This window comes from Pseudomonas sp. P9_2 (genome assembly GCF_034008255.1).
Classification (GTDB): domain Bacteria; phylum Pseudomonadota; class Gammaproteobacteria; order Pseudomonadales; family Pseudomonadaceae; genus Aquipseudomonas; species Aquipseudomonas synxantha_A.
Window position 1 is genome coordinate 6,138,489 of record NZ_CP125376.1, and the last position, 23,758, is coordinate 6,162,246.

The window sequence follows — 23,758 nt, forward strand, 5'->3', positions numbered from 1 at the left end:
GAGACAGATCATGAGCGACAGCAAAATTTTGCAACCTATCATCGAAGCCACACCGTTGAAGCCTCAGCCTACCCAGAACGTGCATGGCTGGGAGCGCATCGGCTCAGTGGCGGGCGGCGTGATGATGGTCGGCAAAGGCCTGCGCCGCGGTGGGATTTTCGGGCTGATCCAGGTGGCGATTGGCGGCGTGGCACTGGCCCGTGGCTTTACCGGGCACAGTTCGCTCAAAGACAAGCTGGAGCAGGGCCGCCAGGAGATGAACAGCGTGCGCACGAAGATCGAGCGGGCCGGGGAAGAATTGAAGAATTTGAAGACCAAGGCGGAAGTGGCGGCGCAGAAGGCTGTGAAACCCAAAACCTGACCTAAGTAATTGGACATGCTGGAGATTCAAATGTGGAAGGGGGCTTGCACCCTCCCACATTTTGAATTGCACAGGGCTTGGGATCAGCGCAGCAGTTTGCTATCCAGTACCACCGACGACTCGCCGATTACGCTTTCAGCCAACTGAACGAACTCTTTGGTGTTGATGCTGTTCACCCGCATCACCGCCTGCGCCAGATCATCCAGGGAGCGCTTGTTGTGGGTTTTCACGCGGATCTCGCGGTCCAGGTCCTGCAACACCAGTACTGCCCGCGCTACACCAGCGCTGCCGATTTGCTCGCCCCTCAGCGTGGTGACCGCCTTGCTTTCTTTGGCCAGGCGCGCCTGGATCGCCGCATAACGCTCATCGGTGAGGCCCCCGGCACGTCGCACCAGTTCAATCGCGTAATACTCCCCCAGGCCCTCGCTGATCCAGTCACTGCTGTCGTGGTCGTTGAAGCGCCCGATGGCCTGCACCACCTCGCGCAGCAACGGGCTGCTGCCATTTTCGCTGACCAGTGGCGTACGGCTGTTGAGGTAGATCGAATCGTGCGACGCCCAGGCACCGCGGCGCATCGGGTCACTCGCGCCGACGATCAATAATTTGGCGGGATGGCGTGGGAACGCAGCGTCCACCTGCGGCCACACAAACGTCAGCAGCGTCAGCACGTCCATGCGGCGCATGCCCTGCCCCTTTGGCGAGGCCACGGTGACCTCGGTTTCACCCAGGCGCAGGCGACGGCTGCCGAGGTTACCGGCGAGCATCCAGCCGGTGGGGCGGTCGAACAGGCGGGACACGTTGTCGATGCGGAATTTGTTTTTGCCAATGCGCGGCCAGGCGGTTTCGACGCTCTTCCAGCCCGCGGGCAGTTCGAACATCAGGCGCGAGACCAATTCAATGCCATCTTGCTGGTCCAGGCGCGCAGCCGGCACCAGGTCTTCACCGCGCAATAATGCCCAATTGGGCGTGGCCCGTGTGTCAAAGGTGCCCGGTTTGCGCGCGTGGGTCAGGCGCACGCGGTAGGTCAGGCTGGCCTTGTCGGCGCTGGGCTGCCACACACCACGGCTGCCCGTGACTTGCCATTGGCCGTCGGCCTTGAAGTCGCTGTAATCGCCACTGCGGCCCAGGTCAAAGTCCAGGCTGCGCACCGCCGAGCCTTGGGACAGACTGACGCGCACCTCGGCCTGCTCGCTCTGGGGCAGCAGCTTGACGTGATAATCCAGGTCAACCTTCTTAGCGCACCAGCCCGGCCCGCTCAGGGCCAGCAATACCAGGGCCGCTGCCAACTTGGCTGCCACCTTCATACACACTCCTTTGTTCAGCCTGCACGGAAGATCAGGTAATCCTCCCAGTCGTCCTCTGGCACGCTGCCTTCGCTGAGCATGCGCCCGGACTGGGAAATGCGTTCATGGTGCACGGCATCGCGGTCGCCGCAGACCAGGTGGTGCCAGAGCGGCAAATCCTTGCGCTCGCTGACCAGGCGATAGCCGCAGGTTGGCGGCAGCCATTTGAACTGGTCGGCCTGGCCGGGCGTGAGCTGGATACAGTCCGGCACCGAAGCGCGGCGATTGGGGTAATCGGTGCACTGGCAGGTTTTCAGGTCGAGCAGTTTGCAGGCGATACGCGTGTAATAGACGCTGTTGTCGTCTTCATCCTCAAGCTTTTGCAGGCAGCACAGGCCGCAGCCGTCGCACAACGACTCCCACTCCTCCTGGTCGAGGTGCTCAAGGGTTTTGCGTATCCAGAAAGGTTCGACTTTGGCGGCCATGGCTCAACATCAGTATCAGAAGGTGAAAAGGCCGCCAGTCTAGTGCCCAAGCCCGTTACGGCCAAGCGCTTACGACTGACGGTGTTGCAAGACTTGTCAGGCCTGGGTTGGCGCAGTAGTTTTGAACCCCGGCTTTTTTCATCAGGATCTGTCCATGAGCGATAACCCACGCGTTGCCGATTACCCGATCCATACCCAATTCACCGAACGCTGGTCGCCCCGCGCCTTTACTGGCGAAAGCATCCCGCAAGAGACGTTGCTGAGTTTCTTCGAAGCCGCACGCTGGGCACCCTCGGCGTACAACTCGCAGCCGTGGCGGTTTCTCTACGCCCGCCGGGACACGCCGGACTGGGAGCGTTTCCTGGGCCTGCTGAATGAGTTCAACCGCAATTGGGCGCAGCACGCGTCGGCCCTGGTCATCATCGCGTCGAAAACCGACTTCATCGCCCCCGGCGCTACAGAAGAAACCCCGGCGCTGTGGCACACCTTCGACACCGGCTCGGCCTGGGGACACCTGGCGCTGCAAGCCAGCCTCAGCGGCTGGCACACCCACGGCATGGCCGGTTTCGATCAGGAGCTGACCCGCAAAGAGCTGAAGATTCCACAAGGCTATGCGCTGCATGCGGCCGTAGCGGTGGGTAAGCTGGGTGACAAGTCGAGCCTGCCGGAATACCTGCAAGGCCGTGAAGCGCCGAGCCCGCGCAAACCGTTGAGCGAGCTGGTATCAGAAGGTGATTTCCGCTTATAAGGCCCGACGAAAGCTGCACCTGAGCAGTGCAGCTCTATCGGAAAGGGATCAGGTCTCTGGATCTTTTTTGATTGCAATATCGGGTATCGGTTGATAGTACGGGCCGTAGTCCATCAGCAATTCATCACCTTTCTTGATGTGTTTATTTGCCACGAAGAACGTCAGATTTTTCCCAACGCTGATGGACACCACATTGTTTGTTTGCCACACCGGCCCGCCGCGCAGCTGAGAGGTGTTGACCAGGCTCAGCGTATTGCCGCTATTCAATGCACTGACCGTACGTTCACGCGAGCGCGTGCCGAACAAGTAGGTCAAAACCGCACGCGAACCTTTTTTGCGCTCCTCCTCAAACAGGGCAACTTGATTGGGGTAATACTTTCCCGAGTACGGGCCCAGCACTTCGAATCTGGGGATATCTCGCCGCGCAAACACCGAAGCACCACGTACCGGCCCTTCGTCATCCAGCGGTGTCATCACCTCCAAGGTGTCATCAAATCGAGTGCCGTGCAGCCTCTCGGATCTTAACCAGTCTTTTATCGACTCTTTAATCTGACTGCCGACCGAGTTTCTATCTGCTGCACTCATACCATCCAACAATTCATTCCAATAGGTAATCCGAATATCGTCAATAGCCCCCTCCAACTCCCTGGTCAAGCTGACTCCGGGATTTCTCGGGTCCTGTAGGATGGGCAAGGAATTATCGATTTGATGGGGAGCCAGAGTACGAACGTACATGACACCTGGTTCAGTCTTGATGCTCGGGCCGGCTGCCGATGACGGCTCAGGTACCTGTGCCTGTTGCTTCACGACTGGGGCAGTTTCAGGGCGGGGCATCGACAGGTCCAGAGGTTCCTGCTGCGATGGTTCAACGAAATCAGACGCAGGCCGCTTTCTACCTGGGAGTGCGGGAGGGCTTGTACTTGTACTTGTACTTAAAGTGCCCGTACTCATGGGTGACACGGCAGGTGGAATGCGACCGACACGCCGTACAGCCTCCGTGGTGAGGGACCCATCGATTCGAACAAACCAGGACCATTCGAGCGGGCTGAGATTGTGCTGAGCCTGAAAAGCCGCCGGCGTGACTTTATTGCCAGGCTGTTGGGCAAGCTGGCTCCATTGCTGCAAATGCGTATCGGCGATCTTGGTGTAAGTGCCGCCAGCAGCCTTGAAAAACAGCGCCTGCGCCGCAGGCCCCACACTTGCGTCCTGCCTTGCGTGGTTTCGAAAATCACCTAAATCAAGATTATACCGAGCGGCGAAACCCTGCATGGTCACCGTGTCGCGTGCCTGCTGTGTCATCCCTTGCCATTCAAGAAGATGATCCGGTCTGATTGCAAACGCCGGTGTCCCGTTAGGGCGGTCACGCACGATCTTGCCCACATCACTCAAGCCACCACGGCCATCCAGGTAATACGCGAAGGTCGGCGGATGGATTTTATGTTGTCGGGCGAAACCTCGGACAGTGATCTTCTGCTGCTCTTGAGGGGACAGCGCTTCCCAGGCCCGAAGGTGATCGGCGTTAATGATCACACCGCCTTTGCTTCCCAGGCGCTGCCATTGATCGCCGTGCACCTGCTGGACCAGCAACTCGGTTTGCCGATTGTTGTGATAGATCCGCGCCTGGACAACACCCTCTTGCGTACGTGTCACTTGGCGAACTTCATACACCGCCGTCCGCCCATCACTGTCGATATGACGAATATGTGACAAATGGCCATCGGCAGCCACGTAAAGCCCCTGACTGTTTCGTACAAGCCCGGCGATTTTCGACTTGGGGGCCTCATATCGACTGAATGCGGTGTTGCTCAGCTCCACCCCTGATTCGACGTATGCGGTGCCGGCCAGGCCATCCACAGCGTGGATATCAGGGGTAAAACTGTCGAGCGGGCGCCCATAGGCGCGCATCGTGTCGCTATCAAAGGCATACCATTTGCCATTGTGCAGCACAGCCCCCCCTCTGACCCTGTCGCCTGCCACGTTGAAGGCCCCCGTTGCCGCGTCTCCGTACTGCTTGCTGGCAGCCTTGAGCACGTCATAACGACCCGCCGTGCCCCTGAGCTGCTTGAGTTGCCGGCGCACATAACTGCCGCCTTTGGTCGCCAACCGACCACCGCCCACCAACAGATCTCCAACGCCGCTCAACGGGTTGAGGGCATCTACCATGGTAGCTCCGACAAACCTTGCAGCCTTGGCCGCATGGCGTGTCGATGACAAGGCTTTACCCAGTACCTTGCCTGTTTGCGCAGCCTTGCCGACCCCCACGGTGAGCAGCCCGACGACATCCAGAGCCAGATCAAAGAGGCCTTGCCCGACGTTACCCTGGCGAAAATTGACGATGGCCGAGCGTAGCGGGATGAGATTCAGGAAGAACTCGCCAATCGCCTCGTTGCGGCTTCTGTCCTGATCATAGGAAGTGGTTCCCCTGGCCTCATTCAATAGATCATCGTTTTTCAGGTCGAGGGCCTTTACAAATACACGGGCGATTGCATGACTGCGCGCAGAGTTGAAGCTGTCAGGCAGCACCGCCTCATCAGAGACAGCCTTGAACTGCCGAGCGCCGACATCATCGTGGGGCTTGAACGGTGCGGTTCTCGTAAGGATATCGGCATCCCGTTCATCCATCTTGTGAGAGGTGAAAGGGGCAGTGAGGCGGCGTATCCGATAATTCCTTTTTTCGATCACGCCCCGTCGGGTGTCAATCAGATAGACATTGGTTTGCCCGTTCCTGGTGGCCTTCATCTCCAGGGTGTGGCCTCTGGTACGCAACATGGGCGGGCTAAATAAATCAGGGGCAACTGTATATTGGTTGGTATGGAAGAATTCCAACTCGCCGTATTCGAGGTTCTGACGATCTTCCAGCGGTAACGCCGAGATCAGGTGTCGGACCAAGCCTTGGTGGGCTTCTTCATGGGTGTTGATAGCCGCATCGAACGCGGTCTTGAACGACGCGGCAACACTCAATTTCCCCGCCCTGCCAAGGCTGCAAACTTTATCGATGGGCAGACGCTTGTCATTGCTGATCCAATGATCTTCAGCCCCGAGCGGGGTGCCTTCCATGACGATATCCAGCATCGAGCGCATACCGGGATAGAGACCGGGCCGCCCTTCTTTCAACCTGGCCTTCTGTATAGTTTTGACCTCAAACAAGCTTGGGTCCAAGCCGGGAAACGCCTCTTCAAGCAGAACCAAGGCATCCGCCCTTCGACTGGGGATCGGCGTTTGCAGCACAGCGCTGGTGGTTTTTATAGAACTCAAGTGACTGTTAAAGGCCACCCTTACACGCTCCATTGCATCCGCCGAAGGCGTCTGATCAGCACTGAAGAGGGGATCGTTAACCACGGCCCAGTCCCTCAATGCCTGATAATCGATCTGTTGGCTGACGTCTTCGTCGCTCTCAAGCTGCTCAGCAGCCAGCAAAACCTCGGCATACTCCATGCCCAGCGTACGGCCAGGGGTGCGTGCTTCGATCCTAGCCACCGCCATCGCCAAGTGTGTCCAGAGCACGCTGGCGTAGGTCACACTGGCAGGAATATTCTTGATCAGAAACTGCGGCGCTATCCTGGCCAACAGCAGAGAGGCACACAGGTTGGCGGTTTGCGCGGTGGCCCGGCCGTTTTCAATCAAGTGTGTAGCCAGCCTCTGAATCACCGCCGACGCCGTTTGCCCCCAGTGTTGACGGCTTGCCAGATCAAACCCGGCGACGGTGTCGCGGGCAGGCGTGACCAGGGACTCCGGATCAAGTCCAAGTTGGATCGCCGTTAACACATAATCGCTGCTGTCGACGCCCGCAGGGATGCCGTCCAGCCTGGACCGAATGGCATGCCCCAGCGCCATGGCCTTGGGCGAACCGAGCAGTTTTTCCATCGCCAGCACCGGCGCCTTCAGATCCGCTTCAGACACCGAGCTTTCGCTGATCAAATAGCCCAGGGCACCTTTCGCGCTATCCGCCAACGGCAAGCCTGGCAACCCACTGCTGTTGCTTTGCATCAGAGTGATGATGCTGTTCTGGTCTTGAAGGGGCATCTGGACGGGCCACGACAACCCGCCACCGAGGTTGCCCAAAGGATGAACTCTCGCCCGTTCGGCAATCATTTCCTGCAGGCTCGTCAACGCCTCCAGGGTTTTCGGAACCTCTGTGCCACTGCTGGACAAATAAGACTCAAGGCTGACCACTCGGTTGGCAGACAGTGGTTGCGCGGCCGGATCGGCAGAGTTGTCACACACGTACATCGTTGTGTTTTTGAGCTGCGATGCCAGCGCACTCTCCATCTGCGCTCTGGATAGCGCTGGGGTTTGAACGAGTTGCCGGTTCAAGTCCTGGATAATATTCTGCAACTTATCGGCCAGGGTTCGCCGGTTGCAGTGCTCTGCGAGCGCAGCATTAAGTGATTCAGGCTGTTTAATTGCGCGAATATCGACGGCGTGCACAACCTCTTCAGGAGGTTGGACAGCAGGGGTAACGGGCAAGCTGGAATGCGCGAGGGGGCGGGTATAACCCCCCGGCGAAGTGAGGGTATTCATAGGGGCTGTCCTTAGTCAACGAAGCGCTACCTGCGCTATCTGAAGTCCCTGGGTGGAAAATCAGAGAAGAAGGTTCCCTATAAACTGTCAGGCTTTATGTGAGTGACTATAGGTGAACGAGCACGCCCGGTTGCCAGGCGCCCTGGTCAATAGCCGCGCTCGAAATTCACTTCCCCGCGCAACGCTAGCTTGGCCTGGTAGGCGCGCACGTTTTGCACAAACAACGCCACCATCATCGACGGCGAGGTCGGTGCCGAGCTGTGACCGGTCAACAGCAAACCCCACGCGGTCCAGAACGGGTGGCGTTGCGGCAACGGCTCCTGACGGCATACGTCGATCACCGCGCCGGCCAGATGCCCTTCTTTCAGGGCCTCGACCAAGTCGGCATCCACCACCGCCACGCCGCGCCCGACGTTGATAAACAACGCCGTCGACTTGAATTGCTTGAACAACGCCGCGTTGTACACGTCATGGGTGTCCGGGGTATTGGGCAGCAGGTTGATCACGTAATCGACCTCGCCCACCAAGCGGCCCAACTGATCGAGCCCGGCCACTTCGATAAAGGGTGCCTGTTCCCGCGCCGTACTGGCGATGCCGTACAGCTTGACGCCAAAGGGCACCAGGAAATCAGCCACGCTTTTGCCAATATCACCCGTGCCGACAATCAGCGCCGTGCGCCCCGCCAGGCTCTGACCCATGCGGTTGTCCCATTTGCGCTCGACCTGGCTGACCAGCCGCGCCAGCACTTCGCGCTCATGGCCTAGCATATAGGTGAGGACAAACTCGGCCATGACCTGGCCGAAGATGCCAACCGCACGGGTCAGGCGATAGTCGCGGGGCAAGCCATCGGCCAGCAGCGGCGTGATACCGGCCCAGGTCGATTGCAACCACTGCGGGTGATGGCCCTGGCGCAGCAGCGTCGCCAACAGATCGGGCTGGCCCAGCCACACCGGGCAATCGGCGGCCAGGCGCGAGAGTTCGGCCGAGTCACCGCTGGTCAGCACGTCAAGGTCCGGGGCGGCCTCCTTGAGCAGTTGGGTGTAGAGCGGGTGATCCTGTTCAGCAATCAGAACACGCATGGTTCAAACCTTTCAAAAACAATGCAGACGGACGCACGCATCCTTACGGCCACCGTCGTCTAATACGATTCCATTTAAAGCATGTGCCCTGACACAGGCACTGATCGATCACATCGGGTCGTTGCGGCGCAGCAACTCTTCGGGCAAGTGCTCGATGTACTCGTCTTCGGCCGGCGGCATTTGCAGGTGGTAGCCCTGTTTGTCGAGGTTTTCCAGCACCACGGTGATGTCTTCGCGCGACAGCTTGCGCTCCGGCGTCAGCACCATGTCAAACGCGTGATGCGCCTTGCCGAAGGCGTCCATCAACGGCTCGGGCACGCGCTCGAGGGCATCGCTTTTGAGCACGTAGAGGTACATGCCGTCTTTTTTCTTGCTGCGGTAGATGGAACAAATACGTTTCAAGGCTGTTCTCCGGCATTGGCCAGGCTGTCGAGCAGCGCCTGGCCCATCAACTCGCGGCGCCAGCCACGCAGCGAGTCTGGCAATTGGTAAGGCCCATCGGGGTAGCCACTTTTGACCAGGGCTTCGAGGGTTTTCTTGCGCAGCATCAGTTCCGGCGCCATCTCCAGGCGCTCGGCGAACGTCTGGCCCAGGGCGCGCAGTTGCTTGATCAGCGCGGCGGCATCCACCGGCAACGGTTCGGCCACGGCGGGAGGCCATTGGTCCATCGGCACGCTACCGGCACGTTTGATGAGGTCCAGCAGGAACTGGCCGTCCTGACGCACGGTACGCGGGTGCATGTCTTCGATCTTGCCCAGCGCTGCCAGGTTGTCCGGCTGGGATTTGGCCAACGGCCAGAGCGAATGCTCGCGGATGATGCGGTTGCGCGGCAGGTCACGGGCGCGGGCCTGCTGCTCGCGCCAGGCGCACAATTCACGCAGCACGGCAAGTTGGGCACGGGACAGTTTCCACGCCAGCTTGGCGTCGCGGTACACCTCGAAAGGGTCGATTTCGCGGCGCAGGTTGGCGACCAGTTCGGCACCGTCTTCCAGGACCCAGGCGTACTTGTCATCCGATAGCTGCGGGCGCAGGCGAATATAGACCTCGGCCAGGTGCACCGCGTCTTCGGCGGCGTAACTGACCTGCGTCTCGGACAATGGCCGCTGCAGCCAGTCCGAGCGGGTTTCGCCCTTGGGCAGCTCGATATCCAGCACCGCTTGCACCAGGCGCGAATAACCCATGGAAAAGCCGAGGTTGAGGTAAGCCGCGGCCAACTGGGTGTCGAACAACGGCGCCGGCAGGCTGCCAGTCAGGCGCAACAGCACTTCCAGGTCTTCGCTGCAGGCGTGCACCACCTTGATCACCGCTGGGTTCTCCAGCAAAGCGGCCAAGGGTTGCCAGTTGTCGATGGTCAGGGGGTCGATCAGGTAAGCGCGCGCGCCATCACCGATCTGGATCAGCCCGGCAATAGGGTAAAAGGTGTCGACCCGCATGAATTCGGTGTCGAGGGCGACGAATGGCAACTGCTGCCATTGGGCGCAATGCTGGCCGAGGCTATCGTTGTCGCAGATCCAGTGAATATCGATGGCCACACGGCTCTCCCTTGAAGAATGGCGCGCAGTATATATCGCGAAAGGGGCTTGCGAGCATCCGCAGTGCACACACCATCATGAAAACTCCGACAGGAGATGAAGAATAGTCCGACAAATGGGAGTTATCCTCTCTTACGCAGCACGTACACACACCACAGTTTGGAGCCCGGCAGGAACTCCTGGTAATTCAGAACCTTGAAGCCCGCCTGACGAAACTCATCCTCTACCGGTGTACCCGCGCTTACGGAAACAATCACCGTGTCGCGGCTGACGCGGTGAAACTCACGCAACAACATTAATCGCACATCGCTGCTGGGCACATGACGAAACAACTCCAGGCAGAAAATGCAGTCCACCGCATTCGCCGAAAGGCCAATCGAAAACGCCGAGCCCTGGAAAGTTTTGACACGTTTGAGCAACGTGCCCGGGTGATGGGTACGCGCGTGGTCGAGCATGGCCTGGGAGTTGTCAGAGGCGAGGATCACCCGGTTGACGTGCTCGGCCAGCACCGGCCAGAAGCGCCCCGAACCACAGGCCAGGTCAAGGATAAGCCCTGGCTCACCCGCGACCTTCAGCGCATGGCGAACCAGCCGCGCATCCCGCCACGCGGCCAAGCGCTGCAACAGCCTTGGCGGACGCGGATCACCACAGACCCTGGCATGCTCACGGTCACAGCGCTCGGTGAATTCAGTCTCGATGGGGGATGGAGGTTGTGGCGACATCACGGGCTCATGTGGGTAAAACGGTAGTGAACGACCTTGATTCCCAGCTTAACCACTGCAACGTGAAAAAAAGGTCGAAAGCCGCCACCGTAAACTCCGTCACGCCTGATGCAGGTACCAGCGCCAATCCTGCTCACCGACCTCGCCCATGAACTGGCGATATTCGGCACGTTTGACTGCCAGGTAAACACCAAGGAATTCACTGCCAAACGCATCCTTTGCCCATCGCGAAGCCTCAAGCGCACGCAGGGTGGTCAGCCAGTCAGTGGGCAACAGCTCCTTGGCCTGGGCATAACCGTTTCCTTCCACCGGGGCGCCAGGGTCGCGTTGTTCGCGAATGCCGCGATGGATGCCGGCCAGGATCGCGGCGGCCGCCAGATAAGGGTTGGCATCGGCGCCGCAGATGCGGTGCTCGATATGCCGGGAACTGGCCGGGCCACCGGGCACGCGCAGGCTGACGGTGCGGTTGTCCACGCCCCAGGTGGCAGCCAGCGGTGCATAGCTGTTGGTTTGGAAACGCCGATAGGAGTTGGCGTTGGGGCAGAACATCAGCAGCGAATCGAGCAACGTACTCAGCATCCCGCCCACCGCCTGGCGCAGCAGTGGCGTGCCATCAGCCGCCTCGCTGGCGAACAGGTTATTGCCCTGGGCATCGACCAGGCTGACGTGCATATGCATGCCGGTGCCGGCCAGGTCGTCGAACGGCTTGGCCATGAAACATGCGGCCATCCCATGCTTGTGGGCCACGCCCTTGACCAGGCGTTTGTAGCGCACCGCTTCGTCCATCGCCTGTAAAGCATCAGTGCGATGTTCAAGGGTGATTTCCACCTGGCCCGGGGCGTACTCGGAGATGGCCGTGCGCGCCGGGATACCTTGCAGCTTGCAGGCGCTATAAAGGTCGGCGAGAAACGGCTCGATCTGCTCCAGTTCGCGCAGGCCATACACCTGGGTCGAACGCGGGCGATTGCCGTCCATATCCCGCGCCGGTTGCGGACGACCGTTGCCGTCGGGCTTCTGGTCGAGCAGGTAGAACTCCAGCTCTGCCGCCATCACTGGGTAATAGCCATCGGCTTTGAGTGCATCGATGACCTTGGCGAGCAAATGCCGAGGGTCGGCCACGGTGGCGGGCAAGCCTTGTGTGGGGTGCATGCTGACTTGCACCGCTGCGGTAGGAATCAAACGCCAGGGCATACGCTGCAAACTGCCACTGATCGGGTAGGCGCGGCAGTCGATATCGCCGACTTCCCACACCAGCCCTGAGTTTTCTACGTCATCGCCATTGATGGTCAGGCCGAGAATGGTGCTGGGCAGTGGCCGGCCGGTTTCGTACACCGCCAGCAGTTCGTCGCGGTGCAGCAGCTTGCCGCGGGGGACGCCGTTGTTGTCGAGGATAAACAGCTCGAACATCTCGATGTCGGGGTTCTGCTCAAGGAAGGTTCGGGCTTCGTGCAGGCGGGCAAAGACACTCATGGCAATTCTCATACGTTTGGGTCGGGCAGGTGCAGATGGGCACAGGTGCGCGTCATCCGTGGGGGTGGATCAACGTAGAAGAGAGGTGTCTGGCGGGCGCGCGTGTCGACAATGGAACAAGGCCCAGAACGCAAGTGCAGAAGGCAGTGTCGCGGCGTGAGTGTCGGGGCAACCGTCCATGCGCGGATCACAGAAATAGAGAACCCCGAGCGTCACACGCCTGGATAGGCGGTTAAATTCAGGCTTGATGGAGTTTGGGTGCAGTTTGGCTAAACATTCCTCACCTTGCCACCCTGCCCGGCGCTGGAAATAATGGGCGCCCCGACCGTGCCCCAAGGACTCGCCCCCATGAAAGCTCCTCTGGCCCTCTGTGTGCTGGCAAGCCTGGCCAACATCGCCCAGGCCGACACTGTTCCGTCACGTCTTGACGAGGTGATCCAGCGCGGCACCCTGACCGTTTGCACAACGGGCGACTACAAGCCCTACACCTCATTACGCGCCGATGGCCGTTATGAAGGTATCGACATCACCATGGCCGAGTCCCTGGCCAAGAGCCTCAACGCCACGATCAAGTGGGTGCCCACCACGTGGAAAACCCTGATGCCGGACTTCCTCGCCCAACGGTGCGACATCGCCGTGGGCGGGATTTCGGTGTCGCTGGAGCGGCAGAAAAAGGCGTTCTTCAGCCAATCGCTGGGGGTTGACGGCAAGATCCCACTGGTGCGCTGCGCCGATGTGCAGCGCTACCAAACGGTTGAGCAGATCAACCAGCCACAGGTGCGGGTGATCGAGCCGGCAGGTGGCACCAATGAAGTGTTTGCCCGTGCCCACCTGGGCCAGACGCAGATTCGCCTGCATGACAATGTAACGATTTTTGATGAGCTGCTGGCGGGCAAGGCCGATGTGATGATTACCGATGCCAGCGAGGCGCGGTATCAGCAGAAGCTCAAGCCTGGGTTGTGTGCGGTCAATCCTGAGCGGCCGATGCAATACAGTGAAAAAGCCTTCCTGCTGCCTCGCGATGATGTGGCCTGGAAGAGTTATGTGGATCAGTGGTTGCACTTGAGCGTGGCGACCGGGGGGTATGCGGGGATTGTCAGCCAGTGGTTGGCTGCGCCTTGAATTTTCTGCCATGACGGCCTGTCTGGCACACCGAGATCCAAATGTGGGAAGGGGCTTGCTCCCGATATAGGTGGATCAGCCAAAAAACTGTTAACTGACACTCCGCTATCGGGAGCAAGCCCCCTCCCACATCAGCTCGACGAACGCCCTGCACGCGGCGCTGCGATAGGCGCCCTTGCGGCTCAATAGTGCGGCAGTACGCTGCGGCAGCGGTGGGTCGATGGTCACGGCGTGCAGCCCCGTCTGCGCCTCGGCCAGTGCTTGGGGCAGGACGGTTGCCAGTGACGTGTTGCGGACGATTTCGATGATTGCGCTGATGGAGTTGGCTTCCATGGCGATAAATGGTTTCACACCTTGCCCGCGGCAGTAGTCATCGATATGGCGGCGGGTAGCGAAGCTCGTGTTCAGCAGCACCAGGGGTTGTTCAAGCCAAACGAGTCGGCTCAATTGGGGATGGCTGGCACTGACCACTACGCTCAGTTGTTCGACAAACAGCCCCTCGCACTCAATGTCCGGCCCATGTTCGCCGGTAAATCCGATACCGATATCCAGCAGGTCCTCGCCCAGTGCAGCTTCGATACGGTCCTGGGTCAACTCCTCGACGCTGAGGGTGATGCCCGGGTACAGCGTATTGAATCGCGCCAGCAACGGGCCGATCAGGTAGGCGGTGAAGGTCGGCGTCATGGCCAGGCGCAAATGCCCGCGGCTGAGGTCCTGCACATCGTGTATGGCGCGGCTGCCGGCCTGCAGATCCTGCAACGCCAGCCGCGCAAAGCGCACATAGGCTTGCCCCGCATCGGTCAGGCTGATACTGCGCCCGGAGCGGTCGAGCAGCGGCGCGCCGAGGCTTTCTTCCAGCTGTTTAATCTGTTGTGAGAGGGTCGGCTGCGATACATGCAGCGCTTCGGCGGCGCGGGTGAAGTTGCGATGCTCGGCAACGGCGAGCAAGTAACGGATATGACGCAGCAGCATCGACAGCGCTCCAGCTATAGGCATGACTTATAGACAGCATCATAAACCGGTCTTGGACGCTATAGCCGAAAACTTCCATCCTTGCCCCATCAGCGACGCAAGGAGAACCACCATGCAGCATCTCATCGATGGCTTCCGCAAATTCCAACGTGAAGCCTTTTCCCAACGCAGCGACTTGTTCAAGCACCTGGCGACCACACAGAACCCCGGCACCTTGTTCGTGTCCTGCTCCGACAGCCGTGTCGTGCCGGAGCTTCTGACCCAGCAGGAACCCGGCGATCTGTTCGTGATCCGCAATGCCGGCAATATCGTGCCGTCCTACGGCCCCGAGCCGGGTGGTGTATCGGCCACGGTCGAATATGCGGTGGCGGTACTCGGGGTCAGCGACATTGTGATTTGCGGGCATTCGGACTGCGGCGCCATGACTGCCATTTCCACCTGCAAGTGCCTGGACCATCTGCCGGCCGTGGCCAACTGGTTGCGTCATGCCGAGTCAGCCAAGGTGATCAATGCATCCCGTACGCATGTCTCGGACGCTGCGCGCCTGGATTCATTGGTGCGTGAAAACGTGGTCGCCCAACTGGCTAATCTCAAGACTCACCCCAGCGTTGCGCTGGCCCTGGAACAAGGCCGGATGAACCTGCATGGCTGGGTCTACGACATCGAAACCGGCGGCATCGACGCTTTGGACGGGCACACCGGGCGCTTCGTCTCCCTGCTCGACCATCCAACCACCCGCGCCCACGCTGCCTGAACCTTAACCACCCAAGAGGACATCACCATGTTGCAATCCCAATTCGCCCAAACCCCACGCCTGGCCCTGGCCGATACCGTTATCGACCTCAAGGCACGCAAGAATCTGTCATGGCAGGACCTCACCGATGGCACCGGCCTGAGCCTGGCGTTCGTCACCGCCGCCCTGCTCGGCCAGCACCCACTGCCCAAGGAGGCGGCCGACATCGTGTGCGACAAACTCGGCCTCGACCAGGACGCCAGCCGCCTGCTGCAAAGCGTCCCACTGCGCGGCAGTTTCCCCAGCGGTGTGCCGACCGATCCGACGATGTACCGCTTCTACGAAATGCTGCAGGTCTACGGCTCTACCTTGAAGGCCTTGGTGCATGAGCAATTCGGCGACGGCATCATCAGCGCCATCAACTTCAAGCTGGACATCAAGAAAGTCGAAGACCCGGACGGCGGCTCCCGTGCGGTCATCACTCTGGACGGCAAATACCTGCCCACTAAACCCTTCTGATTCCCGAGCGACCGTCTACGCTCTTGTCACACCAACAAGACCGAGGGACGGGTATATGAACACACTGCTGCGACTCACCTGGCTGCTGTGTTGCAGCCAGGTACGGGCCAGCTGAAAAATTTGACGTGTGAATACTCCAGTTTCACCTGCACCTTTTTCGCAAATTACCACTTTCACCCTTCACGACCCCAGACTTAGTTCATTCAACGACTAGGGTAATGGAACGGCAACTTTTATCTGCCGACTACCAAAACCCCAGCAGCTGAATAACAGCATGGAGCCGAGCGCATGACACTTGATACGCCAGTAATCACTATAAGGATCGGATTATTCTTTGATGGAACCGGAAATAACGCTTTGAACGCCCTGGCTGGCACCCCTGACAAAGGAGTCAGCTACCAGGGTGCGATTTCAAATATTTATCGACTCTATAAATACTACACCACTACCATCGTTCCAGAGACATTGATGCAAACGGGGATTTATATGGAAGGTGTGGGTACCAAAACCAATGATTTTGACAGCACGCTGGCGATGGCCGTAGGCGTGGACCTTCCATTAACCATAGGCGGCTACGGCGTTTTTGCGAAGTATGCCATGGCGGTTAGCAAAGCCTGTGCAACGATCGGGCAATTATTGTCTTCCATGCTACCAACACAGAAAAACGTAAACATCGAGTTTGACGTGTTTGGTTTCAGTCGCGGCGCTACCATCGCGAGACACTTCGCCAATATGGTCATATCAAAAAACAATTCTATATACCTGCCCATCGCTGAAATATTAAAAAAGTACGACATGGTACTGAGACAAGATCTAGACATTCATTTTCTGGGACTCTTCGACACTGTGGCGAGCATCTGGACATTGAATAACGGCCAGTGGCAGGACCCTCATGATACGGGCAATACTTCCGGCATGGATATTGAACTACGCTTGATTCATCCCAGCAAAGTGCTGCAAATCCAATCCATGCATGAGTATCGGTATAACTTCCCTCTGCGCAGTGTGCAACCGCCTTACGTAGAACTGCCCTTACCCGGCTGCCATTCCGATATAGGTGGCAGTTACGCCCTGGGCCCTGCCGTTCAAACTGAAGTTTGCCGCATCACACCAAAACGTTATTGGCCAAACCCGCACTACGATCCAAGAGCGCATGTGGTGGATGAAATTAATAACTTAAGAATGGATCCTATACTTAATGTTCTGCTGGAGCATAGTTCTGTCGAGTACTCTGTACTACCACTGCCCTATTATCAAGGTATCAGTCGTCGCGAGGTGAAAGGCGAATTGCAGCTCATTGCTGGCTGGGTAATGCTCGATACCGCCTGCCATAACGGTTGCAGTTTTGACAAGGACGCGTTCAAGGCGGACTACCCAATACCTGATGACCTCAAGCCTTTTTTACGCACGGCACTGATCCGGCGAAACGAAGTCAGCTCCCACATGCCCTTGACACCGTACTCCCCGCAAGAGCTGGCGTTTCTTGCGAGAGACTATATTCATATTTCGGTGGACTGGAAAAACGTATTAATGCCTTTTGCCCCGAGGCCGCTTAACCTGCTGACGGAGCCATTGCAGCAGCACATGCACGCGCAACTAGCGCTGGAGACGCACTTCAACGGGATTTTTGGCAACGAAAGTCCAAATCGACCCGATATGGATTGGCAGCGCAAAATTTTCATGAATGCTCACTCGATTTTCCCCCACCTCCGTCTGGGTGAGATGCGAGCAGAAAATTTCGTATCCGATAGCGCGATCATCATCGATAAAGTAGTAAGTTATTCCACGCCCCCCGCTCTGCCCCTCGATCACTGGAGCCTGGAAGGATTATGGAACTACGCCAATCAGACAATAACCCTGGACGCGCCTGGCGGCCGTATTGTCTACCGCTTCAATAGCCGTGACCTGTATTTGGTACTAGGCCCCGCAGTCGACGGCAATCATGTCCATTTTGAAGTCAAGCTCGACGGCCAGGCGCCTGCCCCGTACTCAGGCAGCGATGTAGCCCCAGACGGCACCGGCACCGTGATATCGAAGCGAAAGTATCATCTGGTTCATCGAACCGATAACACTGAAGAGCAAACATTCAGCATTACGTTTTATGGACCTAAAGTCGTGGTCTATGCTTTCGCTCTTGAGTGATTTCCCGGCTCTAAATCGCCCGACTCAACCACATCACGATAACCTGTCTCCTTTCCACAATAGCTGATGCTGACGGCGCGCTGAGCAAGAGCCGTCTACGCTCTTGTCACACCGACAAGACCGAGGGACGGTATATGAACACACTGCTGCGACTCACCTGGCTGCTGCTGTTATGTGGCTGCAGCCAGGTGCATGCTGCAACGGCTCAGGAAGCGGATGCCCAGGCCGCCAAGACCTTGCTGGAAAAGGCCTTGGCGTACTACCACAAGCAAGGTGACAAGGCCTTTGCCGCCTTCAGTCGACAGGGCGAATTCATCGACCAGGACCGCTATGTGTTTGTGGTTGATACCCAAGGCGTACTGCTGGCCAGTGGCGGCCCCTCGTCTGCGCTGATCGGTCGCGACGTGTCCGAGGTGCTCGGGCCGGATTTGCGTCAGTCATTCAAGGACGCGCTCAAGGTGCCCGAAAGCCAGGGTGTCCAGCAGGCCGACTATCGCTGGCAGAACTGGAACGACGGCAAGGTCGAACACAAGCATGTGTTTTATCAGCGGGTAGGCAAACGCATCCTGGCGGTGGGTTATTACCTGCCACGGGCCACGCCGGAACAGGCACGGGCGCTGCGTAACAAGGCGGTGGATGCGCTGGTGAAGGATGAAACCGGCACGCTCAAGGCCATCAACTCACTGCAGGGCGGCTTCCTGCAGGATGACCTCTATGTGTTTGTGGTTGACCTGAATACTCGACGTTATGTGGCACACGGGACAAACCTGCGTCTGATCAACACTGACTTTGCCAAGATCAAGGACCCGGATGGCAAACCGGTGGGTGAGCCGATCCTCAAGATGATGGCCGAGCAGGACCAGGGGGAATACAAATACCGCTGGAAAAACCCGGTGACGGGTAAGGTCGAGAACAAGCACGCTTATGTGCGCAAAAGCGGGCATTTCATGGTTGCGGTGGGGTATTACAGCCCCTGATCTGTTGGCTTTGATCGTTCCCACGCTCTGCGTGGGAACGCCGCCTGGGACGCTCCGCTTCCGCTTATCTAGCTTTGTCTTCACGACCGCGCAGTACCCGGTTCGGCATCACAATCGCCGCCGCCAGCCCAAACACCGATACCGCCGCGCTCACCATCAGCAAATGCCGAAACGTCACCGCCAACTCCCCGCGCAGCGCATCCTGCGCCGGGCCGGGTGCCGCGTTGAGGCCGTCAAGCAGCACGTTGCCAGAACTGCCTTCGGCCACCAGTGCGGCGCTCGTCAAATGGGCGAAACTGGAATCGTGCAACAGCGCCAGCAGCAACGCCGACATGCACGCCACCCCCACTGCCCCGCCCAAAGAGCGGAACAGGTTGGTGGTACTGGTGGCCACACCGATATCCCGTTGCTCCACCGAGTTCTGCGTACCCACCAACGAGGTCGGGAACTGCATACCGGCGGCAATGCCGCACAACAGCATGAATACGCTGGTGAGCACCACCGCCTGGGGCGCGCTGTAGGCCATGCCGAGAATCGCTAGCGGGCTCAACACCGCGCCGCTCAGGATCATCGGTTTATAGCGGCCAGTCACCGAGGTCATGCGCCCGGCGAAATACGCGCCCATCGGCAAGCCCATCGCCAAGGGCAGCAAGTGCAGGGCCGCACTGTCGGCACCGGCGCCGGTCACGGTCTGGTAACGCAGGGGCATCAGCACGGTCAGGGAAATCGCCTGGAAGCTGGTGACAAAAATCGTGCACCAACACAACACCGCACTGCGGTTGGCAAACAAGTGCATGGGCAGCAGCGGTTCGCGCGCGCGGCGTTCGTGCCACACAAACACGCTCAACGCCAGCAGTGCGCAGGCCAGCAACCCCAGCACTTGAGCGTCACGCCACGAATGGCCCTGGCCGATTTCGGTGATGCCCAGCAACAAGGCGGTGAGGCCGATGATCATCAGCACCGTGCCGAGGTAATCGATGATCGGCTTGCGCTGCGGCACCGGCAGCCCCACCAGAGTGCGATGGGCCACGTACCAGGCGCCGGCACCCAGCGGCAGGTTGATCAAAAACACCCAGCGCCACGACAAGTACTCGGTCATATAGCCGCCCAGCACCGGCCCCGCCACGCTGGCCACCGCGTACATGCTGCTGAAATAGCCCTGGTACCGGCCGCGTTCGCGAGGGGGAATGATGTCGCCGATGATTGCCTGGCTCACTGAAATCATCCCGCCGGCACCGACGCCCTGGAGAATCCGCGCCAGCACCAATTGCTCCATGCTTTGCGCCATGCCACAAAACAGCGACGCCAGGGTGAACACGCCCATGCCGATCAGCATCATGGGCCGGCGCCCATACAGATCGCCAAGCTTGCCGTAGATCGGCACCGCCACGGTCATCGCCACCATATAGCCGGAAATCACCCAGGCCAGCAGGTTGACGTCATGAAACTGCGCGGAAATGGCCGGCATGGACACCGCCACAATGGTCTGGTCCAGGGCGCCGAGGAAGATCGCCATCATCAGCGCAGCAAGAATACTGCGCACGGCGGGAACGGTTGGGGCGGGCTGATTGAGGTGAGTCACGGCAGAACCTTCGAACAAGGCCCGCAGGACAAGATCGCCCGCGGGAATGCTCAATACGATAGCAGGCTATTCGATAGGCTCGTAAGCAAGCCCGACGTAATTTTCTGCAATGGTTTTGCGCCCGGCATCCGAGTGGATGAAATAATCCAGCTCACTCTCGGCAATGCGCTGGCTGAAGGCGTCCGCCTGGGGAAACTCATGCAGCATCGAGGTCATCCACCAGGAAAATCGCTCGGCCTTCCATACCCGGCGCAGGCAGATCGCCGAGTACTTTTGCAGCAAGTCCAGGCGCCCTTCGCGGTACACCTTGAGCAAGATCCGGAACAACGTGCTCACATCACTGGCCGCCAGGTTCAAACCCTTGGCGCCGGTGGGCGGGACAATATGCGCAGCATCGCCAAGCAGGAACAGGCGCCCGTACTGCATGGGCTCCACCACGAAGCTGCGCAGCGGCGCGATACTTTTTTCAATCGAGGGGCCGGTCACCAACTGCTGCGCCAATGAACCGGGCAAGCGGGTTTTCAGCTCATCCCAGAAACGCTCATCCGACCAATCCTCCACAGCCTCGTCCTGCGGCACTTGCAGGTAATAACGGCTGCGCGTGGGTGAGCGCATGCTGCACAGGGCAAAACCCCGTGGGTGTTTGGCATACACCAGCTCGGCGTGTACCGGCGGCGTATTGGCGAGCACCCCCAGCCAACCGAAGGGATAGACCCGCTCGAATACCTTCAACGCCTGCGCCGGAATCGATTGGCGGGCGACGCCATGGAAGCCATCGCAACCGGCGATGTAATCGCACTCCAGGCGATAGGCTTGGCCTTGGTGATTGAACGTCAGCCAGGGTCGATCACTTTTCAGATCATGGGGCTGTACGTCGCACGCCTCGTACAGCGTGGTCGCGCCGGCGGCTGCGCGGGCGGCCATCAGGTCGCGAGTGACTTCGGTCTGGCCGTAGATCATCACCGATTGGCCACCGGTCAATGCCTTCAGATCGATCGGGATAAGTTGGTCATTGAGGGCAATGTCAAAGCCGGTGTGCACCAACCCCTCAGTCTCCATGCGTTGGTTCACCCCGGCTTCGCGCAACAGGTCGACCATGCCCTGCTCCAACACACCGGCACGGATGCGCCCTTGCACGTAATCGGCGCTCTGGCGCTCTAGAACAAGGGTTTGAATACCAGCGTTGTGCAGCAGCTGGCCGAGCAGCAATCCAGACGGACCGGCGCCAATAATGGCGACTTGGGTTTTCAGGGTTTTCATTATTTTTATGGCCTTCACGCTTTACCCGAACGTATCGAGTGAAAGAGTTGTCAGTGGACGTGTGGCTGACATTTTTCACTTGAGCGAACCGCATAAGAAGGTGAAAACTGCGTCAAAGCCTGCGCTTTTCGCCAATCGGGGCGATTACCGAACCATTATCCTGAGTATCGGATTGAAACCATGACCAAAACCGCGATTCCGGTCTTCAAGCTTTACGGGGAAAGCCAGCAGTGGCCGACGCCCGATTTGTTGCACTGCGAAACCATTTCCCGGCGCAGTCGGGAATACCAGTGGGAAATCCAGCCCCACCGGCACGCGGATCTGTGCCAACTGCTGTATGTGCACAAAGGCCAGGCACAACTGGAAATCGAAGGCCAGCGCACCACCCTCAATGAAGCGAGCCTGCAAGTGCTGCCGCCACTGTGCGTGCATGGCTTTCGTTTTTCCGAAGATGTGCAGGGTTATGTGGTGACCCTTTCGGCGCCGCTGGTCAGCCATTTGCAGGCGCAATTGGGCGACACCGTCGATGGCCTGCAAACCCTCGGCAGTTATCCTGCGGGCAAGGACAGCGACTACTTGAACAACCTGTTCGTGCGCTTGCAGGACGAATACGCCGATGATCAACCGGCACGGGACATGATGTTGCACGCCTTGGTCAGCGTGCTGCTGGTGTGGGTCAGCCGCCAGGCGATCCAGCGCCGTCATCCACGCGCCCCACGTGGTCGTGAGTATTTTCGGCGTTTCACCCAACTGGTCGAACAGCATTACCGTGAGCACCCCAAGATTGAAGATTTGGCCCACAAGCTGGGCATCTCGGTCTCACACTTGAACGGGACTTGTCGGGAGTTGGGCGGGCAACCGGCGTTGCAGATCATGCATGACCGCCAGTTGCTGGAAGCCAAGCGCTTGTTGACCTACACCAGCATGACCATCAATGAGATGTCCGAGGTGCTGGGCTTTTCCGACCCGACCAACTTCTCACGACTGTTTCGCCGCAGGGTCGGGTTTTCACCCAAGGCGTTTCGCGAGCAATTGAAGGCCGAGCAGCCTACCTGAGCGCGCTGAAACTGCCGGTGCGCGGCACGCATTGGTCCTGGTGGCAACTGATCGCGAACGCCGCCGGTTGCATGCGGGTTTGTTCGACGCGATAGGCGGCTGTCCCGTACAACGCAGTCGCCAATGCGCAGAGGGTGAAAATCGTCAGGTATTTTCTGGTTTTGATACTCATGGCACAGACCTCTGAACGGATCTACACGGTGCTGTTTAAAGCATAGGTCAGTCAGCGCAAGTTGCCATGATTGGCTGCCATTCAGCGCGTTTATATCGCCTTAGAGGCCGACGTCCCACGCAGGCGCCTCCGGAAACCGCAGCACCAGAAAATCCAGCAGGCTGCGCAGTGCCGAGGGCATGTGCTTGCGCGAGGCGTACACCGCATAGATGTTCATCTGCCGTGGCTCTGCTGCAGGCAGCAAGCGCACCAGTTCACCACTGCGGATCAGGTCACCGGCCTGATAACTGGGGAGCATCGCCACCCCTGCCCCGGCCAGGGTTATACGCAATAACGTGCTGGCCTCGTTGGCGGTGATATTGCCGTGCACCGGCACCGACACGTGTTCGCCCTGCTCTTCGAAATGCCACAGGCTCTTGCCGAAATAGGAGTGGGTCAGGCAGTTGTGCCGGGCCAGGTCTTCGACTTTCTGCGGCGCCGGATGCTCACGCAGATAGGCCGGTGTGGCACACACCACCGAGCGGCACACGGTCAAGCGCCGGGCGATCAGGTTCGGGTCCAGGTCATTGCTGGTGCGGATCGCCAGATCGATGCGCTCATCCACCAGGTTCACCGTGCGGTCGAGCATCTGCAAGTCCACCGTCACCAGCGGGTAGCGCTTGACGTACTCGGCAATGGCCGCGCCCAACTGCGCCTGGCCGAACGAGGTACTGACGCTCAGGCGCAACAAGCCCCGGGGCGCGTCATCGGGCTCGCTGACGGCGGCCTGCATATCAGCGCACAGCTCCAGCAATTGCCGGCAGCGCGGCAGGGTTTCGCTCCCGGCAGCAGTGAGGCTGAGCTTGCGCGTGGTGCGGTGCAGCAGGCGCGCGCCGACCCAATCCTCCAGCTCAGCCAGGTAACGCGAGACCACCGGGCGCGACAGGTCCAGATGATCGGCGGCGGCAGACTGACTGCCCAGGTCCACCACAGTGACAAACACGCGCATTGCTTGAAGACGATCCATGATCTGCCCGATTTCA

General features: G+C 59.2%; 21 protein-coding genes. 8 read left to right on the forward strand and 13 right to left on the reverse strand.

Annotated elements, in window-relative coordinates:
• Positions 1-10: 10 nt before the first annotated feature.
• Complete coding sequence (locus tag QMK52_RS26935) at positions 11-361, forward strand: DUF2892 domain-containing protein (protein WP_005786098.1); 351 nt, start codon at positions 11-13, stop codon at positions 359-361.
• A gap of 83 nt (positions 362-444) precedes the next feature.
• Here the strand turns inward: QMK52_RS26935 and QMK52_RS26940 are convergent, their stop codons facing one another.
• Together QMK52_RS26940 and QMK52_RS26945 are read right to left on the reverse strand one after the other, a co-directional pair.
• Complete coding sequence (locus QMK52_RS26940) at positions 445-1,665, reverse strand: hypothetical protein (protein WP_005786096.1); 1,221 nt, start codon at positions 1,663-1,665, stop codon at positions 445-447.
• 14 nt (positions 1,666-1,679) lie between these two features.
• Positions 1,680-2,129: a YcgN family cysteine cluster protein gene (locus QMK52_RS26945; RefSeq protein WP_003172524.1), complete on the reverse strand. Its 450-nt coding sequence runs from the start codon at positions 2,127-2,129 to the stop codon at positions 1,680-1,682.
• A gap of 154 nt (positions 2,130-2,283) precedes the next feature.
• Here QMK52_RS26945 and QMK52_RS26950 point away from each other — a divergent pair, with 154 nt between their 5' ends.
• Entirely contained in the window at positions 2,284-2,877 is a 594-nt protein-coding gene (locus QMK52_RS26950; RefSeq protein ID WP_032803360.1) for a nitroreductase family protein, read from the forward strand.
• A gap of 48 nt (positions 2,878-2,925) precedes the next feature.
• On the opposite strand, the gene QMK52_RS26955 is transcribed toward QMK52_RS26950, so the two are convergent.
• The 6 genes from QMK52_RS26955 to QMK52_RS26980 all read right to left on the reverse strand — a co-directional run bounded on the left by QMK52_RS26955 (position 2,926) and on the right by QMK52_RS26980 (position 12,201).
• Positions 2,926-7,398, reverse strand: a complete 4,473-nt coding sequence (locus QMK52_RS26955) for an SET domain-containing protein-lysine N-methyltransferase (RefSeq protein WP_320403694.1) — start codon at positions 7,396-7,398, stop codon at positions 2,926-2,928.
• Positions 7,399-7,544: 146 nt separating this feature from the next.
• Entirely contained in the window at positions 7,545-8,477 is a 933-nt protein-coding gene (locus QMK52_RS26960; RefSeq protein ID WP_005786090.1) for a D-2-hydroxyacid dehydrogenase, read from the reverse strand.
• Positions 8,478-8,585: 108 nt separating this feature from the next.
• On the reverse strand, positions 8,586-8,879 hold the full coding sequence (locus QMK52_RS26965) for a YcgL domain-containing protein (RefSeq protein WP_005786089.1): 294 nt from the start codon (positions 8,877-8,879) through the stop codon (positions 8,586-8,588).
• Positions 8,876-10,009, reverse strand: a complete 1,134-nt coding sequence (gene rnd / locus QMK52_RS26970; RefSeq protein ID WP_005786087.1) for a ribonuclease D — start codon at positions 10,007-10,009, stop codon at positions 8,876-8,878. The genes QMK52_RS26965 and rnd overlap by 4 nt, the downstream gene beginning before the upstream one ends.
• A gap of 122 nt (positions 10,010-10,131) precedes the next feature.
• Complete coding sequence (locus QMK52_RS26975) at positions 10,132-10,731, reverse strand: class I SAM-dependent methyltransferase (RefSeq protein ID WP_005786086.1); 600 nt, start codon at positions 10,729-10,731, stop codon at positions 10,132-10,134.
• A gap of 99 nt (positions 10,732-10,830) precedes the next feature.
• Entirely contained in the window at positions 10,831-12,201 is a 1,371-nt protein-coding gene (locus tag QMK52_RS26980) for a glutamine synthetase family protein (protein ID WP_320403695.1), read from the reverse strand.
• A gap of 348 nt (positions 12,202-12,549) precedes the next feature.
• Here QMK52_RS26980 and QMK52_RS26985 point away from each other — a divergent pair, with 348 nt between their 5' ends.
• On the forward strand, positions 12,550-13,323 hold the full coding sequence (locus QMK52_RS26985) for a transporter substrate-binding domain-containing protein (RefSeq protein WP_005786084.1): 774 nt from the start codon (positions 12,550-12,552) through the stop codon (positions 13,321-13,323).
• A gap of 105 nt (positions 13,324-13,428) precedes the next feature.
• On the opposite strand, the gene cynR is transcribed toward QMK52_RS26985, so the two are convergent.
• Positions 13,429-14,295, reverse strand: a complete 867-nt coding sequence (cynR, locus tag QMK52_RS26990) for a transcriptional regulator CynR (RefSeq protein WP_148852362.1) — start codon at positions 14,293-14,295, stop codon at positions 13,429-13,431.
• Positions 14,296-14,407: 112 nt separating this feature from the next.
• Here cynR and QMK52_RS26995 point away from each other — a divergent pair, with 112 nt between their 5' ends.
• The 4 genes from QMK52_RS26995 to QMK52_RS27010 all read left to right on the forward strand — a co-directional run bounded on the left by QMK52_RS26995 (position 14,408) and on the right by QMK52_RS27010 (position 18,666).
• Positions 14,408-15,049, forward strand: coding sequence for a carbonic anhydrase (locus QMK52_RS26995; protein WP_194440295.1), 642 nt, complete (start codon positions 14,408-14,410; stop codon positions 15,047-15,049).
• Between the two features lie 27 nt (positions 15,050-15,076).
• Positions 15,077-15,547 (forward strand): cyanase, encoded by a 471-nt coding sequence (cynS, locus tag QMK52_RS27000; RefSeq protein WP_005786081.1) that lies wholly within the window; start codon positions 15,077-15,079, stop codon positions 15,545-15,547.
• Between the two features lie 288 nt (positions 15,548-15,835).
• Positions 15,836-17,689, forward strand: a complete 1,854-nt coding sequence (locus QMK52_RS27005) for a phospholipase effector Tle1 domain-containing protein (RefSeq protein WP_005786080.1) — start codon at positions 15,836-15,838, stop codon at positions 17,687-17,689.
• A gap of 134 nt (positions 17,690-17,823) precedes the next feature.
• A complete protein-coding gene (locus QMK52_RS27010; protein WP_005786078.1) occupies positions 17,824-18,666 on the forward strand; it encodes a cache domain-containing protein in 843 nt (280 codons plus the stop codon).
• A 64-nt stretch (positions 18,667-18,730) separates the two neighbouring features.
• Here the strand turns inward: QMK52_RS27010 and QMK52_RS27015 are convergent, their stop codons facing one another.
• Both QMK52_RS27015 and pobA read right to left on the reverse strand, forming a co-directional pair.
• Positions 18,731-20,248, reverse strand: a complete 1,518-nt coding sequence (locus QMK52_RS27015; RefSeq protein WP_005786077.1) for an MDR family MFS transporter — start codon at positions 20,246-20,248, stop codon at positions 18,731-18,733.
• Between the two features lie 66 nt (positions 20,249-20,314).
• Entirely contained in the window at positions 20,315-21,508 is a 1,194-nt protein-coding gene (pobA, locus tag QMK52_RS27020) for a 4-hydroxybenzoate 3-monooxygenase (RefSeq protein ID WP_005786076.1), read from the reverse strand.
• Positions 21,509-21,688: 180 nt separating this feature from the next.
• Between pobA and QMK52_RS27025 the strand changes: the two genes are divergently transcribed.
• Complete coding sequence (locus QMK52_RS27025; RefSeq protein ID WP_005786075.1) at positions 21,689-22,564, forward strand: helix-turn-helix domain-containing protein; 876 nt, start codon at positions 21,689-21,691, stop codon at positions 22,562-22,564.
• Here the strand turns inward: QMK52_RS27025 and QMK52_RS27030 are convergent.
• Both QMK52_RS27030 and QMK52_RS27035 read right to left on the reverse strand, forming a co-directional pair.
• Positions 22,557-22,736 (reverse strand): hypothetical protein, encoded by a 180-nt coding sequence (locus QMK52_RS27030; RefSeq protein ID WP_003189580.1) that lies wholly within the window; start codon positions 22,734-22,736, stop codon positions 22,557-22,559. The genes QMK52_RS27025 and QMK52_RS27030 overlap by 8 nt on opposite strands.
• A 100-nt stretch (positions 22,737-22,836) precedes the next feature.
• On the reverse strand, positions 22,837-23,742 hold the full coding sequence (locus tag QMK52_RS27035; RefSeq protein ID WP_005786071.1) for a LysR family transcriptional regulator: 906 nt from the start codon (positions 23,740-23,742) through the stop codon (positions 22,837-22,839).
• Between the last annotated feature and the right edge of the window lie 16 nt (positions 23,743-23,758).

Coding starts and splice junctions, on each gene's coding strand:
- QMK52_RS26935 (WP_005786098.1), top strand. CDS start 11: ATGAGCGACAGCAAAATTTTGCAACCTATCATCGAAGCCACACCGTTG.
- QMK52_RS26940 (WP_005786096.1), bottom strand. CDS start 1,665: ATGAAGGTGGCAGCCAAGTTGGCAGCGGCCCTGGTATTGCTGGCCCTG.
- QMK52_RS26945 (WP_003172524.1), bottom strand. CDS start 2,129: ATGGCCGCCAAAGTCGAACCTTTCTGGATACGCAAAACCCTTGAGCAC.
- QMK52_RS26950 (WP_032803360.1), top strand. CDS start 2,284: ATGAGCGATAACCCACGCGTTGCCGATTACCCGATCCATACCCAATTC.
- QMK52_RS26955 (WP_320403694.1), bottom strand. CDS start 7,398: ATGAATACCCTCACTTCGCCGGGGGGTTATACCCGCCCCCTCGCGCAT.
- QMK52_RS26960 (WP_005786090.1), bottom strand. CDS start 8,477: ATGCGTGTTCTGATTGCTGAACAGGATCACCCGCTCTACACCCAACTG.
- QMK52_RS26975 (WP_005786086.1), bottom strand. CDS start 10,731: ATGTCGCCACAACCTCCATCCCCCATCGAGACTGAATTCACCGAGCGC.
- QMK52_RS26980 (WP_320403695.1), bottom strand. CDS start 12,201: ATGAGTGTCTTTGCCCGCCTGCACGAAGCCCGAACCTTCCTTGAGCAG.
- QMK52_RS26985 (WP_005786084.1), top strand. CDS start 12,550: ATGAAAGCTCCTCTGGCCCTCTGTGTGCTGGCAAGCCTGGCCAACATC.
- cynR (WP_148852362.1), bottom strand. CDS start 14,295: ATGCTGCTGCGTCATATCCGTTACTTGCTCGCCGTTGCCGAGCATCGC.
- QMK52_RS26995 (WP_194440295.1), top strand. CDS start 14,408: ATGCAGCATCTCATCGATGGCTTCCGCAAATTCCAACGTGAAGCCTTT.
- cynS (WP_005786081.1), top strand. CDS start 15,077: ATGTTGCAATCCCAATTCGCCCAAACCCCACGCCTGGCCCTGGCCGAT.
- QMK52_RS27005 (WP_005786080.1), top strand. CDS start 15,836: ATGACACTTGATACGCCAGTAATCACTATAAGGATCGGATTATTCTTT.
- QMK52_RS27010 (WP_005786078.1), top strand. CDS start 17,824: ATGAACACACTGCTGCGACTCACCTGGCTGCTGCTGTTATGTGGCTGC.
- pobA (WP_005786076.1), bottom strand. CDS start 21,508: ATGAAAACCCTGAAAACCCAAGTCGCCATTATTGGCGCCGGTCCGTCT.
- QMK52_RS27025 (WP_005786075.1), top strand. CDS start 21,689: ATGACCAAAACCGCGATTCCGGTCTTCAAGCTTTACGGGGAAAGCCAG.
- QMK52_RS27030 (WP_003189580.1), bottom strand. CDS start 22,736: ATGAGTATCAAAACCAGAAAATACCTGACGATTTTCACCCTCTGCGCA.
- QMK52_RS27035 (WP_005786071.1), bottom strand. CDS start 23,742: ATGGATCGTCTTCAAGCAATGCGCGTGTTTGTCACTGTGGTGGACCTG.